Below are 14,333 nucleotides of genomic sequence, written 5' to 3' on the forward strand. Positions count from 1 at the left end.
GAATAATTTAAAACAATCTCAAACTGCCCAACACGTCCGAAAGGACAGTCAGAAAAGTCAAACTTTGGATAATTCCGATAAACTGATGGATGGATGTTCCGAATTAAAAATTAAAACAGTCCAAAAGATGATCAGTTTCGTGCCGCTCTGCGATCAAATATTAATTCGAGGGAGAGCTATGCTCCTCCCCCGAAGTGTGTGTACTTGATAGACTAAAATTAGTAAAAAACACTACTAAACAAAAGATATTTTAGGTTAAAAATTATTAGATAGAATTAAATATTTAAAAATACACTTTTTAAAACTTAATATTCTAATCCAAACCTGATAAATTCTAATTGCTAGTATAATTTAGCCTAATTCAAGTAATGTTTCCTTAAGAGAAAAAAAGCCAGAATTATTTTATCCATTTCTAAAAAATCTATAATCCATGCCGATCGAATTCCGTTTATAAATAAAAATCCTACATTAATTTATAATGTAGGATCGTTTATATTGTCCAATATGAATGCTAACTGTTAGTCAGTTACGTTGCGCCTGGTTCTGAATTTCCCGGGATTTTGGGATTCTTCCTTGTTCTGTGTGGAAGGCTTTTCATTTTTAGGGGTATCCTTACTTGTATTGTTGGAGTTACTTTGCACGTGCTTTCGTGCGTTTCGTGGTTTTTTATGCTTACCCTCCTTCTTTAGATTTCCTTTGGAAGGTTGTTTGCTTTTTCTTGCCTTAGGCTCACTATATTCCGGCCCCCTTTCCATCTTTTCCGGAAGATCCATCCGAGGGATTTCAAGTCCGATCAGGTTTTGGGTTTTGTGGAGCTTGTGGAGATCTTTTTGGTTCACAAATGTAATGGCCTCTCCTTTCTTATCTGCTCTTGCGGTTCTTCCTACACGGTGGACATAATCTTCTGGATCACTTGGCGTATCATAATTGATGACCAGTTCGATTCCTTCTACATCGATCCCCCTCGAGATAATATCTGTACCAATAAGGATTTTCAAGGTTTTGTTCTTGAAATTGGACATGATTTTCTCCCGCTCTTCTTGGCTGAGATCAGAATGGAAAGCTTCTACATTAAACTTCTTCTTTAAGGTCTTAAAAATACTCTTCACCTTGTCCTTAGTGGACGCAAAGATAATGACCGCCTCATAATTCTTCTGGGTAAGGATATGCTCCAAGAGATTTTCCTTCTGGCTATCATGAACCATATAGATCATCTGTTTGACCCCTTTGGCAGTTTTACTGATTGCTATACTGACTTCTTGTGGATCATTGACTATTTTTCTGCTGAATTGCCTGATTTTTGGCGGCATGGTAGCTGAGAACAATACCGTTTGCCGGTTTTTGGGCAGGTAATTGATAATTTTCAGAATATCATCCGAAAATCCCATGTCCAACATTCTATCCGCTTCATCCAGCACCAGGTGCTCTAGGGTGTCCAGCTTCATTTTTCCACCTGCCAACAGGGCAATTAGCCGTCCAGGAGTAGCCACTACGATCTCTGTGCCATGTTCCAGTGCCTTCTTCTGCTGCTCCCAAGCTAGGCCATCACCGCCACCATAAATCGCTATAGAGCTAACGCCTACGAAATAGGCTAGCCCTTGGATTTGCTGGTCAATTTGGATCGCCAGTTCTCGCGTAGGAGCTATTATTAGCGTATTGAACTGATTATCTCCCTTTTCTGCGATCTTGTGCAGAATAGGCAAAATAAAGGCAGCTGTCTTGCCAGTTCCCGTTTGTGCACAGGCAATCAAGTCATTGCCATTAAGTATTACTGGAATAGCTTCTTTCTGGATGGGTGTGGGTTTATTGAATCCCATTGCATCCAGTCCCTCTTGTAGGGAATCATTGAAATTAAACGTTTCAAAATTATCTGATGTCATAAATATTCTTGGATTTTTATTGGTCCATCCTTTCTTCTGACTGAAGTAAGACGCTCAATGTATGGCGTTAGGTGAATTACTGGACCTATAAACTATGTATTAGGCGATATGCCTGTCCTACTGTTTTGTACATTCTTAGCAAATATATCTATTTTTTGATTTTGTAAACCATAAATTAGATTATCAATTAATATTCATTTAAGATTTAGAATAAAATTCCCCAAATTCCTCGCTTACTTAAATTGGACATGAACAGGTTTGGATAAGTGCCCATGAATTTATTTAAACAGCTTTTCAAGAATCTTAAAGGTGATCAAGTAAGTGGGCTTAACCCCTTCTATTCCCAAGCTGCCTGAAGCCAGGGTACTGCCCGTCATGAGTGGATTATCCGAAGCATAATAGGCATAGAGTACTTTTACATTTTTCCGGATGCTTCTCCTGATTTTGCTTGCAGCTTGGAGGGCCTTTTGGTAATGTGCCCCTTCCATTTCCAGCCCAATTGCTTTCCAAGAAGACTCCAAGAAATAATTCAGTACATCTTTATTTTGGAGTGATGTACCCAAAACCGTGATCATGGCTCCTTCATATACCCCTAATCCATAACCTTCAAAATCGGATGGTTTTAGCTGATTTATAAATGGATAATTATCGGCAGTTCCTTCAAAGACATGGCTATTGGGGATCATTAGATCTCCTTTGTTTCCCTCGAGAATACCTGCTTTTCCCATAATGGAAGCAGATACTACGTCCAGTGGAATAGATTGTTTGCCTGTTTCAAAGGGCTTTAACAGCTCATCAAAACACTCATATGCCTGTTCCCCAAAAGCATAATCCATTACCACAATAACCGGTTTCTTTGAAGCTTCTTTTGGTAAGGAGACCCCGGGAATTAACGTCGATGAATTCATTTTGGCTGTATCGAATATCTGTGCCCCAATATTGGTACCAGACAAATCCGGCACTTCGATATAGCCGTGCTTATGTGCATACGTTATGATTTGCTCAGCTTTATTATTCTTCTTTCCAAGACTGATATCCTGGGCTACCTTTTCAAGGGCATCAAAGTCCTTTAAGCCCAGCATTTGATACCCGTAAATGGTGTTCAAAACACTGTGCAAATTGGCACTGATAATATGAATGGGGCGATGGAGTAAATTGTTTTCGTCCAGAATTGCTTTGATATTATGCGCCCACATCTCTCCATAGACATGGTGGCCAATTCTCTCCCGTAGTGTTGCAGAAAAGCTTATTTCCCGATCAATATGATGCATGGATTCGTCCATCGATAATTTCCCCAAATGATAGACGATCGAAAAGAGGCTATTGGAATTACTGCTGGCTTCAAATTTTCTGATGGCTCGCTGTGCCTCATCAAAAGTCCTTCCGGTGAGGTGACTTAGGTACGAGCAAGCTGCTTCCTTGTCAAAGGGCTCTCCCTGCTCCTCCTTTTCCACGATTTTTTCCAGCCTTTTCCAATTGAGATGGATGCGTCCTTTGCTGTCTGTGCTGTTGAAGCGGATTTTTTCCGCCTCGATATATAAAAAGGTCAGGTGCGTCAGAATGTCATAAACATCACTTTTTCCCCTTGTCATCTCCACAAACATTTGTTCCTTATCCACGCGATAGCAATTTCTTCTTCGCTTCGATGGAATCAATATTTCAAAATCGGCATGTTCATAGCCTTCACGGCTGATCAGCCGAATATACCGGCATTCTTCAATTCCACGTGGCAATCGCTCCATTACGTAAAGCAGCCCGTCCAGTTCAACTTTTTCATTTTCTGTAATCAAGCCATAAATCTCTGGGCGCAGGACCAACAAAGCACTGATCAAGGATTCTCCTGAAACTCCCAATGGCTTATAGTTTCCCCGCATAAAAAGATGGCGCATGGTGATGTACAACCGTTCAATGGCAGCTCTTGATTCTTGGGCTCTTGTTCTCATATCAGTAATTTAGAAATCTTAAAAAAAAGGTCAATTATCCCGGAATATGTAATAGGAATCGTAGTAGCCAGTCCTCCCAAATCCTTCAGGCTGCCCGCCAGGTAGAGCCGAAAATAAAGCATAGTGGCTGATTTTAAAGCAATCTCAGGTCGCAACACTTGTGCACTCCCTAAATAGTCAGGGACAGGCTGTGGCGTAGATAGACTCATGCATATTTTAGGATCAATATCCTAAATTACATTAAACATGGTAATTTATCCGAATATTTTGTTTCAGAATAATTCCAAATTGTGATTATACGGAATTGTGCAAGTTTTCCATAAACCTGAAACCTTCTATCCTCATTACTCTGGAATATCCCGTACTGCTCCAACCCCCAAGTAACAGCATTTAGCACCAGTGTAGCACCAGCCACGCCACGAGCTGAAGAAGGGGTGCCGGAAACTGTCCTGTCCTTATATCTCCTGTCTGTCTGCCCCGTACTCTTCGCTGTTGGATTTTGAACCCTATGTTCCCCCAGGATATAATTGGGATCGTTGGCCCCATAGGTATTGTCCAGATTGAGTGCACCTGGATATTTTGGTAAATCGGGATGGGTCAGTTCTCCAACTGCCGTCGGCCAACCAACATAACCGGGTGGCCAGTTCCCTTTCTGGTTCCTTAAGTACCATTTACCCCTAGTAATGCGGTTAAAATTCTCAAGGTTAATATGGGCCTTTCCTCCCATCATTTTAATCCTGGCCTCATCTGCCCTTAAATACTCCAGTCCGTCCAGATCAACACCATCAATCGGCCTGTTGCTCGCAAACTGATAAGGCGTCAGCATCGGATAGGACTTCGTCAGCGGGTCGACGCTCAAAAACCTCTGTACGGTTTTTTACCCCGGACTCACCTTTCCCTACACGATAATCCAGTCAAAGAACGCTTCAACATGACGTTGCACTTTAATGGATCAAGATATATTATTCCAAAAATGGGATAAACATAAAATCCTTCAAAGACATCTGGGAACTTAATATTGAATCTTGTACAGATTCCTTACTTGGATCTCTCTTGTTAAACGAACTTGTTCGGATTTGGTGCAAATTGAAACCATTTTGCTTGCACTGAAAATAAAACTCCTTTTGATAATAGTTAATTGAGCCATACTCGACTGAAACAATAAATCCTTTCTCAGTTTTCAAAAAGCCATTCAATGAAAATCCACTATAATCAAGCTGACTAGGTAGATTGACTCTTTTATATATTTTGTTTTCGTTAAAAACGCGAATGAATTTTGATTCTTGGTCATAATCAACTTCTAACCTGTATTCTTCCCCATTACAAATAACCACAAGAGTATCACTTAATTCTTTTAATTGTTCATTTCTCAAATTCTCTAAATTTCTTGATTTTGTATTCGTACAAGAGCAGAAAATTAAACTTGCAATAACCAAAATTGTCTTGAATCCCATGTCTTTAATGTTTATTAATCTACTCTCCAAATGAGCATACCCCAATTTGTCCCTACACGGTTTTTCCAATCAAAGAACGCTTCCAAAATGCCGTTGCATTTCCTCTGGCAAAAATAAAGATTTTTAATTTAAACTAAGTTTAAAGTTTTAATTTACAATCCTAGGTGGCAGAAAATGGTAACTGAAAGCTAAATTTCTTGCCTATCGAGTGCGAAAATGCCGAAAAAGGCAGTGGCCTTATCCACTTTTTTAGACAGTTAATAGATCCTAGCTTACAATATCAAGCTCCATATTTTCTTCCTCAGAAATACAAGAATTTCTGAATTTAAACTCAATTATCTCTTGCTATTTATTAGGTTCTCGCTGAATTTGGTAATCCAACCAGCTTTCCCAAATAATTCTCCTGATAAACCATCACTTTCTTCCACAAGGTCATCACTAGGAGTTACCGCATTTTTCATCGCAATCGTGAACTCATCAGATTCTTCAAAAAGAAATAGAAATTTATGTATTACTCGATCAATAATTTCTTCAGAAAATCGGTCTAGCGTATCTAAATCTTTTTCATCAAATGAGGACATAGATTCATAGAGTTCGCGACCGATCTTTGACTTAATTTGTCCTGTTTTTATCAAATTATAATCTTCGGACACAGAATCTCGAACTTCTCTAATTAATATTTCTCCAAATTTTTCTAGCATATTATTCATTATTTTTGTTCCAAGGAATTTTTGTAGGTTGTTCTACTTTTTGATTCTTAAGGTTTAAAATAGACTGATTTACTAAACCATCAGCCATTTCTCCTCCTGCGCCACCTGCTATTAAAGCTTCTCTTGCTATACGACTATGTTCTTCCAGTGTATTAGGTCTACCACTTTCTGAAAGCTCATCAAATAGTCGTCTTTGAGTCCTAGTCATTTCAATATGATCAAGTCCATTAGCTTTCATGAAAGCTTGACTAATCGAAAATCCTTTATTAGGATCATATGTAAAATGATTTTGGAAAGCAGCTTTAGCATGGACATGATGCCCGCCAACCTCTTTATATTCACCTATTCCACTTTTAATGGCAGTAATACTTTGATTTTTAGCACCAGTCTTTGCACCTAAAAAATCCGTAGGATCCAATTTACCGAAAAAAAGCACATTGACTACGTCTAGTCCATCTAATAAAGTATTTATAAAATAGTCCCCTAAACCAGTTTCTTCTCTAGAATAATATTCGGTTTCAAATACCTGATTATCATTCCCATCAACTTTATATCTCGCTCTGAATTTCCCTCCATTCATCGCTGCTGAGGCATTGTAAATAGAATGCTTCACATCATAAAAAGTAGTTTTGACCAATTTGGCAACAAAGAACGGATCTTGCATTGGATCATACTCCTCCAAACCATCAAGATCAATGAATCTAATTGGCTTATTCCCCGCAAACTGATAAGGTGTGTACCAAGGATAATCAGCTGCCAAGGGATCCACACTCAGGAACTTCCCTATCCCCGGATTATAGATCCTAAACCCATAATCATAATGGTTCTGATTTCCCCATTCCCTCCGGATCTTTTTCCTTCCCGTTAAAGCCATAACGGTACACACCTGCACAACCTTTCCAACTGGTTTCCAGCTTCCCGGCACAACTTTTTTCAACAGTCAAACAACTTCCGGGCACACTATTTTAAAGAACATTTTACCTTTCGGCCACTCCCCTAAAGATAGCCTATTCTTTCAGATGAAGTCTCTTTTCAATTGGAAAAAGAAAGGGTAAGTTATTGCTTAATCTGAATCGACCGTACGGTTTCACTTCCCTGTGATATGGAACTATATTCCAATCGATCATTATCGAGACTTAATGATGTACAAATCCCTTCAATCCTGTCACTTGAAAAAATAACTTCCTCTTTTTCGGTATCCGATACAACTATGTCAAAACCTGGCTCATTATCCGCCTTAATATCCCATTTTATTAGAGCCAAAAATTTGTGATTATGATCCCAACTATAAATATCTTGAAAGCCTCCCTCGCTTAATTCAGGTAGCGTAAACCCTTCGAATTTCAGCTTACAATGATTAAATGGTGACCCCATTCTAATTTCCATTTTATCAACAAAATACACTTGCTTCATATAGATTTTTAGAGGTAAGCGTTTAACTAAATATGATTTGGACTTGGTAAACCTTGCCCTTTTCGACCATTCTCTTGATGAGGTTATAGAAAACTGTTGGCTTGGACTGTGACCTGTTCGCCCTGTAGCTGAATTCGCTGAAATACCTTCCGATATGTTTCCTGCTCACCCAGAAGTAGGTTGTTCTTATCCAGGATTTTACCTGATGGATCATAGTGTGTAGGGCCTTGAAGTTCTGTCCGTGAAGGCTTGGGATCTGTTCTATATGGTTTCATTGGTTCCCTGACTTTGTGCATGAACAGTCGTGCGGTATTCTCGGCCACACCATAACTCACAGCCATATAGCTGGCAGACATGTTCTTTGTTTTTGTCGACATCTCAAAGCAGATACAGAACGCCTTTCGGAGGCCGAATTTCACTTTGTGGAAAAGCGTGTCTGCGCTGGCAGTTTCCGTGTCACTGCACCTGTTGCACGTACGGGAATAATCCTTTCGCACTTGGCTGCCGGAATGCCCACATTTCCTACAGGTATAGCCCGAATCCCATTTGAGTTCTGACAGGTATTTCTTGTAATCTTGATTACTTTTGAACCGATTAGAAAACTCCAGAAGGTTCTGTCCTTTAAAAATATCCATATTAATGCTCATTGAGTGGATAAATATATGAATTTATCTGATGACCTCATTTATTTTAATTATGAAGCTCCCCCAGGCTGCAGGGGACATTAAAGGCAAAGAGGATCGGAATAAACAAGCGGGGAAATAGCAATTGCTTTATGCCGGAAATCCTTGTCCTGTATGGGACCTGTCTGCCTAACTTTGCGGGGTAATTGAATAAGAAATAAAAAATAGGCTTCTTTAATCCTTCATCGCTTATATTTACATTGCATGAAAAAGTTATATGTCATAGCGGGATGTAATGGAGCGGGGAAAACCACTGCTTCTTATACCATTCTTCCTGAAATACTGGATTGTAAGGAATATGTCAATGCAGATGAAATCGCCCAAAGGCCTATCACCGTTCCGGCCTGAAAAGGCCAGCATACAGGCGGGAAAACTGATGCTTACCCGGATCAAAAAATTGATCGATGATGGTGAAAACTTTGCTTTTGAAACAACCCTTGCCACGAGAAGCTATACCAAACTGATCAAAGAGGCCAAGCAAAAAGGTTTTGAGGTTTACCTGCTTTTCTTTTGGTTACATTCCTCCCAATTAGCTGTTGAACGGGTGAGGATAAGGGTACTGGAGGGAGGACACAATATTCCACACAATGTTATCCTCAGAAGGTATGAAAATGGGTTAAAGAATTTTTTCAATCTATATTTGCCTATAGTTGACCAATGGTTCCTGATTGACAATTCCGGGGAACCTTATGAAATCATAGCGGAGAACCCCGGTAATGAAATCAACGTTAATGACAAAAGAAATTGGGATATGTTAAAACACAAATATATCAGGTAAAATGGACAATACCAGAGACAAAATCATCAAGGGACTGGAAGAGACCTATAAAAAAATGGTCGAATTCAAAAAGCAGAAAAACAGCCCGATTGTGGTGTACAAAGACGGGAAAATAGTGGAATTGAGTCCTTTTGAGGCCAGTCCCACTACTAAATACGGGCATAAAACAAAGTAGCTACCTTTTTTAGATGATATACTTGGCCAGTCCCGGACTGTCCATCATCCGTTCCAGTTCAGACTCGACAAGTTCGTTGATCTCCTCCTTTATCCGCTTGTAGTTGTCCATCACCTCCTTTTCCCCCAACTTCCTACAGGCAGGAATTTCCCTGTATGCATCCTCCTCTCTTTTGATCCTTTCATGGTCATTGATGATCCTGGCATGGAAGCCCTTCAGCTCCATGGGCTGGTCCGGCGTATCGGCCACCATTCCCACAAATTCCCCGGATGACAGCGAAGCAATGGTGGATTGGGGCACTGCCAGGTCCAGTTGCATGGAATGGCTGATGGAAGTATCGTTGGAATTGACAGAACGGCTTTGCCGCTGCTGCCTGATCTTCCCAAACCTGTCGGACAGCTGTCTGGCCGTATCTCCCACTACCTGTCCGGAGATGATATTGCCCACTGTGTTCATGATGACTTCTGCCTGTTCCTTTCCATAATCCTTTTTGAGCTGGCTGTAATCCTGTACGCCCAGGCAGGTAGCCACCTTGTTGCTCCTTGCCGTGGCGATCAGGTTGTCGATGCCGTTAAAATAGATGGTTGGAAATTCATCAAAGATAAGGCTCGATTTGAGTTTTCCCTTTTGGTTGACCAGTTTGGTGATCCTGGAAATGTAGAGTGACAGCACTGCCCCATATACCTGCTGTTTCTGCGGGTTGTTGCCCATGCAGACGATCTTGGGCTTTTCGAGGTTGTTGACATCCAGGGTAAACTCGCTTTCGGAAAGCACATAGTAAAGCTGCGGGGAGGAAAGACGGGCCATGGTGATCTTGGCGCTGGCGATCTGGCCTTCCAGCTGATCGGTAGCCCCTTGCAGGTAGGCCGATACAAATGGGTTGATGAGCACCTCGATTTCCTGTTCGCAGCGCAGCACGGAAAACAGCTTGTCATAATCGGTCTGCATCATTTCTATGACATGGGGAAGGGTACAGTATTTTCCCTTTTGGTAGCGCTTCAAAAACCAGATGACCGCGGTCAGAAAGTTGATGGGCGACTCCACAAAAAAATCGCCCTGTTTTTTGATCCACTCCCGGTTGAGCCCCATCATGATGGTCCGGGAGGATTCGCTGGCATCGGTAATGTCCAGCATGGTGGCCGGCTCCAGCGGATTGCAGCGGTGGCTGCGTGACAGGTCATCGAAGTTGATGGTATAAAACTTAGGGGGAACGGTATAGGCTGTTTTATTATTCAAAAGGGCATTGTAGGCGATCCTGGAAAGGTCATCGTACTTGAAGTCATAGACGAACATGGAAAAGCCCTTGGCGATGTGTTGGGTGACCACATGGCGGATAACAAAGTAGCTTTTCCCCGAGCCGGGTGTCCCCAGTACCAAGAGGGCACGGAAGGGATTGATGATATTGATCCAGCTTTTCCGGATTTTCCGTTTGAGCTGGTATTGTGCAGGAAGGTTAATGGAATATTCATTGGTCAATTTTCTTTCCTCCTGGGGAAAGGTTTCGTTTTCGGTATTGAACACTTCTTTGCTTCCCTGGTCTCTTAGGAAGCGCGACAATCTTCCTCCGCTCCCCAATACCAGTAGGTAGCCTGTTATCATTGTTCCGGCATAAAAATAGTCCATCACCAAAGGCTTCGCTATCATCCATGCCCAAAGCTGGGCCAGCATGAATAAGGAGCTTCCTCCGACCAGTCCCATCAAGGCCGGTAACCACCTGGTATTGATATCCTTTTTTCCTTTTGCCCCCATCAGGCTGATATAAAGTAATCCCAGTGCCAGACATTTGGCATAAAGGGGGATTCCCAAAAAGGGTAATTTGTCCAAATTCTTTAAATAGGTATCCCAGAGCGGCTGTATCAGGCCCCAACTGTCCCAAAGGTCAGGTAGCTCCAGGTAAAGATGGATGAGCAAAATTGCCATGCTGATCTTCGTGGTCAGATCAAGGATTTGGCGTAATGCCTGTACGTTTTCTCCGGTTGCCATCGTCAATGTTTTTTGCGCCGCTTACGCTTCTTCTTTTTATAAAATGGATCGGCCAGCTCCTGGCTTTCCGGTCTAAGTAACTGGTGGATGCCTGATAGGAAGACCTGCATAGAAGGATTAATGTCTATTTTCCAGATGGGCCTTTCCTGTTCCAATGCTGGTGTGGAACCTCTCCATTCTACCGGGCCTTGGGAAAGTTGATGGGCTTCTCTTTTCAGGATGATGGCCGATCCTTTCTGTTGATCAGGGGCCAATGCCTGGATTACACGTTGACCACTGAAAGCACGGGAAAGCTCGGAAGCCTTGAAAGCTGTTCGGTTGACATGGTCGATCAGGGTAAGTCCATAGACCTTTCCGGTTTTTCCATAGTGGAAATCGGCAACCAGTCCGTGTTTCTTCAGGTTTTCCTGAAAGTGTTTGGTGCCTTTGCCCATTGATTCCCTTAAGACCGAGTCTACGGTTTCCCGCGTACGGTGTACCAATTTGTTTTTTATGGCCCCATTGCGTTCCATTCTTTTCTCCAACCTTGCCATGGAAGGGCGGATATAGAATGCACTGGCTTTAATGGGTACACCAATTCGGTTTCCATGATCATCCAAGATACTATAGGCCAGTCCCCTGTTGGCTTTCATCCTGCTTCCCTCCTCTCCCTGGATCAGCCCAATATTAAACTGCCGTAAAATGGCACTGAACTCCCCTATGGAAGTATAGGAATAGGCCCTCATCACCTCGGTAAGGACATTGCCCATCGCTGCTTTACTTTCCTTTTTTCCATATTCCAACTTTTCCAAAGGTTCAAGACCGATCAGCCGCTCCTTTTGCTTTTCGGCTTTTACCAGCCCCAGCTCCTGCTCCAGTTCCTTCCTGGCTTTTTCTGATTGCTCCTTGCCCAGGTTATGGGTTTCTATACGTTTGCCTTCCCTTGTGATATTGGTACTGACAATATGCAGGTGGGGGTGTTTGGTATCGGAGTGCTGGTAGACCAGGTAAGGTTGGTTACCAAAACCGATACGTGCCATGTATTGCTGGGCGATGTATTGGAGCTGTGCCCTGTCCAATTGGTCTTTTGGGGAGAAATTCAGGGATACGTGGAAGGTATTGAGCTTTGACCGCTTGTTATGGTCGGTAAAAAACAGGAAACGGCGGTGCTTCTCCCCGATGGATGCCCGGTGGCCATCAGTTCCAAAGCCATGGGCAGCGAGCACGGTTGCCTTACCTGCTTTCACCTTATCCTCGTTATAATGCAGCAGGCCAAGGATTCTTCTGCCCAAGCTGATCCTGGCTACCATTTTGGAAAATGTCGCTTGATTTCCATTTCCAGATGGTCCACCTTTTTACCGGTCTGTACCAACTGCTTTTCCAGCTTTTTGACCAATGACTTCTTGCGAAGTGGATCTTTCAGGCTGTTGAAGTAGCGGGTCACCTGGTTGATGTTGACGCCTATGGCATGGATTTCCATCTGGATGGCCTGCATGCGGTCAAGCAAAAGGTCATACGTTTCATCATGGGTTTTACAGACAATGGTCTTACGCGAAAGAATGTCCCGGATTAGCGAGCTCATGGTCGGATTTTGGGATTTGGCAAGGGTATCCACTAACTGTTGGTACTGCTCCACGGAAATTCTGGACTCAACCAGTTTGGTGAGATTTCTCCGTTTGGATTGTTTTGTCATGGCCTTTAGTTTTCCAGGTTGTACAACCATTCGTTGGCTGCTTCTTTCCAGTTATGGATGGGCATGCCGTTTTCCGAATGCCAGTTCAGGGACTGGTAGTAGTAGTAGAATACTTCTGCTTCTGCCACGGGCACTGCCTTTGCCGTAAAGAAGGTTTTGGTTTCATCGAGTGTGGGCGGGATGATATGCCCAAAGCTGAAGGACAGTTGAAAATCATTCATGGCTGTTTCATTTTGGTGAGTGACCAAATTGAAAATCCCTATGAACAAAAATTCACCAGTTGTACCGTAGTGGGGTAAAAATTAATGTGAAGTGGCCTATGTATTTGGAAGCCTGGCACAACTCTTGGCCGGTTTTTTAGAATGGCCATTGGTGAAGTATTCAACAAATTGAGGTAGGGCTGAAAATGTCTCCATGGTTAAAAAACTAAATCAAGGTTCTGCTATTAAGGGTGTTAATTGTGGGTAACTTCCGGGAAGTTATCCACTGTTCACGCCCCGCATAATAGGATTTTCTTAAGGTATTCAGCATATCATTTATCCCCATCAAAAGGCTGCGAGTCCCGAGCACCTTTCCACCCGACTTTGGAGGTTGAAAAGAGGGTTTTGTATACAAAACTACATCTTGCTGGCCGCCGGATCGCGGCCCTGTCTTGGCACAAACCGTCCTACGTTTCACTTGGTTGGATTCGGTTATTATGGAAGGCCTTGATTAATTTTCCAGGTTCCACACCCACTGATCCTCGGCCATCACCCAGTCCCGTAGCGAGCTTCCCAACTCGCTTTTCCAGTCCAGCCCCTGATAGTAAAAATAGAATACTTCCGACTCGGAATCCGTATGTTCATGTACCGGAAATAGGTTTTCACTTCTTCGATGGTAGGAAGAATACGGTCGGTAAAATTCGGATGTTCTCTTTGGTCTTTCATGATCATTCTTCGTTTTGGTCAAAGACCAAAGGTGGATCACAAAAGGTTGGAATGGTCACACTGAATACCGAAGGGGGACACACGGCTAATATTTGCAAAAACCGTTGACTGTTAAGATCACACATCAATAATTTTAAAAAATCTCTTTGTTTATCCCCTTTACAACGAAAAAACCGATATTTTGTCCTTCAATCAGAAAACTGTATTTTACACTAAACAAACCCAGGTATAAGAATATAACACCACAGTACATGATCGATATACAAGAAAAAACAATATCGAAACATGAGGATATCTCTCATAATTATGGTAAGAAACCTAAATATAGTCCCATTAATAATTATCCTTTTTGGATTCACTGCCTGTACTGAAAAGGGGCTCCCCAGCACAAGTATCCAGGGTATATGGAACCTGATTGAGACAAAAGGCATGATGGAAACCGATTATTCTTCCAACAGGATTTTTTATGAATTCGATCCGGATGGAACATTAACGGTACAAAATGGAAATGGGGCAATGAACGGTATCTTTGAAGGGGGGGAGTATAAATATGAAGTACTGGAAGGAGGCCCCGAAAAATGGAATGAGTACACTTATTACGGCACTGTAAAAATTGAAGATGAAATTTACGGATTTTATTTAGCCCCAAACAAATTGGTACTTGTTGACAATCCCGCTTTTGACGGGACACTTACGTTTTTTATTAGATAGTAGCA

Annotated in this window: 16 protein-coding genes and 1 pseudogene; 4 read left to right on the forward strand and 13 right to left on the reverse strand. The window is 42.1% G+C overall.

Annotated features, from left to right (window positions below; translation table 11 throughout):
* Positions 1 to 518: 518 nt before the first annotated feature.
* The 8 genes and pseudogenes from FKX85_RS15800 to FKX85_RS15835 form a co-directional block, all read right to left on the reverse strand.
* Positions 519 to 1,880 (reverse strand): DEAD/DEAH box helicase, encoded by a 1,362-nt coding sequence (locus tag FKX85_RS15800; protein WP_141615659.1) that lies wholly within the window; start codon positions 1,878 to 1,880, stop codon positions 519 to 521.
* 278 nt (positions 1,881 to 2,158) lie between these two features.
* Entirely contained in the window at positions 2,159 to 3,823 is a 1,665-nt protein-coding gene (locus tag FKX85_RS15805; RefSeq protein ID WP_141615660.1) for a DUF6909 family protein, read from the reverse strand.
* A 235-nt stretch (positions 3,824 to 4,058) separates the two neighbouring features.
* On the reverse strand, positions 4,059 to 4,682 hold the full coding sequence (locus tag FKX85_RS15810) for a hypothetical protein (RefSeq protein WP_141615661.1): 624 nt from the start codon (positions 4,680 to 4,682) through the stop codon (positions 4,059 to 4,061).
* 103 nt (positions 4,683 to 4,785) lie between these two features.
* Positions 4,786 to 5,277: a hypothetical protein gene (locus tag FKX85_RS15815; RefSeq protein WP_141615662.1), complete on the reverse strand. Its 492-nt coding sequence runs from the start codon at positions 5,275 to 5,277 to the stop codon at positions 4,786 to 4,788.
* 335 nt (positions 5,278 to 5,612) lie between these two features.
* A complete protein-coding gene (locus FKX85_RS15820) occupies positions 5,613 to 5,987 on the reverse strand; it encodes a hypothetical protein (RefSeq protein ID WP_141615663.1) in 375 nt (124 codons plus the stop codon).
* Positions 5,980 to 6,924 carry an RHS repeat domain-containing protein gene (locus FKX85_RS15825; RefSeq protein ID WP_141615664.1) on the reverse strand — a complete coding sequence of 315 codons (945 nt, stop codon included), beginning with the start codon at positions 6,922 to 6,924 and terminating at the stop codon, positions 5,980 to 5,982. The genes FKX85_RS15820 and FKX85_RS15825 overlap by 8 nt, the downstream gene beginning before the upstream one ends.
* Positions 6,925 to 7,043: 119 nt before the next feature.
* On the reverse strand, positions 7,044 to 7,400 hold the full coding sequence (locus FKX85_RS15830; RefSeq protein WP_141615665.1) for a hypothetical protein: 357 nt from the start codon (positions 7,398 to 7,400) through the stop codon (positions 7,044 to 7,046).
* A gap of 22 nt (positions 7,401 to 7,422) precedes the next feature.
* A pseudogene (locus FKX85_RS15835) lies at positions 7,423 to 8,035 on the reverse strand (hypothetical protein).
* A gap of 252 nt (positions 8,036 to 8,287) precedes the next feature.
* Here FKX85_RS15835 and FKX85_RS21675 point away from each other — a divergent pair.
* Genes FKX85_RS21675 through FKX85_RS21490 form a run of 3 tightly spaced genes read left to right on the forward strand, consistent with a single transcriptional unit; the run spans position 8,288 to position 9,036 of the window.
* Positions 8,288 to 8,431 (forward strand): hypothetical protein, encoded by a 144-nt coding sequence (locus tag FKX85_RS21675; RefSeq protein WP_229239649.1) that lies wholly within the window; start codon positions 8,288 to 8,290, stop codon positions 8,429 to 8,431.
* Positions 8,394 to 8,861, forward strand: coding sequence for a zeta toxin family protein (locus FKX85_RS15840; protein ID WP_229239650.1), 468 nt, complete (start codon positions 8,394 to 8,396; stop codon positions 8,859 to 8,861). Before FKX85_RS21675 ends, FKX85_RS15840 begins: the two co-directional genes overlap by 38 nt.
* A gap of 1 nt (position 8,862) precedes the next feature.
* Positions 8,863 to 9,036, forward strand: coding sequence for a hypothetical protein (locus FKX85_RS21490; protein WP_168196278.1), 174 nt, complete (start codon positions 8,863 to 8,865; stop codon positions 9,034 to 9,036).
* Between the two features lie 9 nt (positions 9,037 to 9,045).
* Here FKX85_RS21490 and mobC read toward each other — a convergent pair whose 3' ends face one another.
* The 5 genes from mobC to FKX85_RS15865 all read right to left on the reverse strand — a co-directional run bounded on the left by mobC (position 9,046) and on the right by FKX85_RS15865 (position 13,639).
* Positions 9,046 to 11,019, reverse strand: coding sequence for a conjugal transfer protein MobC (gene mobC / locus FKX85_RS15845; RefSeq protein WP_141615666.1), 1,974 nt, complete (start codon positions 11,017 to 11,019; stop codon positions 9,046 to 9,048).
* A gap of 2 nt (positions 11,020 to 11,021) precedes the next feature.
* Entirely contained in the window at positions 11,022 to 12,308 is a 1,287-nt protein-coding gene (locus FKX85_RS15850) for a relaxase/mobilization nuclease domain-containing protein (protein ID WP_141615667.1), read from the reverse strand.
* The gene (locus FKX85_RS15855) at positions 12,302 to 12,691 is read right to left on the reverse strand and encodes a plasmid mobilization protein (protein ID WP_168196279.1); all 390 of its coding nucleotides are present in this window, start codon (positions 12,689 to 12,691) and stop codon (positions 12,302 to 12,304) included. The genes FKX85_RS15850 and FKX85_RS15855 overlap by 7 nt, the downstream gene beginning before the upstream one ends.
* Before the next feature lie 5 nt (positions 12,692 to 12,696).
* Positions 12,697 to 12,912 (reverse strand): hypothetical protein, encoded by a 216-nt coding sequence (locus FKX85_RS15860; RefSeq protein ID WP_141615669.1) that lies wholly within the window; start codon positions 12,910 to 12,912, stop codon positions 12,697 to 12,699.
* Positions 12,913 to 13,402: 490 nt separating this feature from the next.
* Positions 13,403 to 13,639, reverse strand: coding sequence for a hypothetical protein (locus FKX85_RS15865; protein WP_141615670.1), 237 nt, complete (start codon positions 13,637 to 13,639; stop codon positions 13,403 to 13,405).
* Between the two features lie 263 nt (positions 13,640 to 13,902).
* Between FKX85_RS15865 and FKX85_RS15870 the strand changes: the two genes are divergently transcribed.
* Positions 13,903 to 14,328 (forward strand): hypothetical protein, encoded by a 426-nt coding sequence (locus FKX85_RS15870; protein WP_141615671.1) that lies wholly within the window; start codon positions 13,903 to 13,905, stop codon positions 14,326 to 14,328.
* The last annotated feature ends 5 nt before the right edge of the window (positions 14,329 to 14,333 follow it).

Source organism: Echinicola soli (genome assembly GCF_006575665.1).
Taxonomy (GTDB): domain Bacteria; phylum Bacteroidota; class Bacteroidia; order Cytophagales; family Cyclobacteriaceae; genus Echinicola; species Echinicola soli.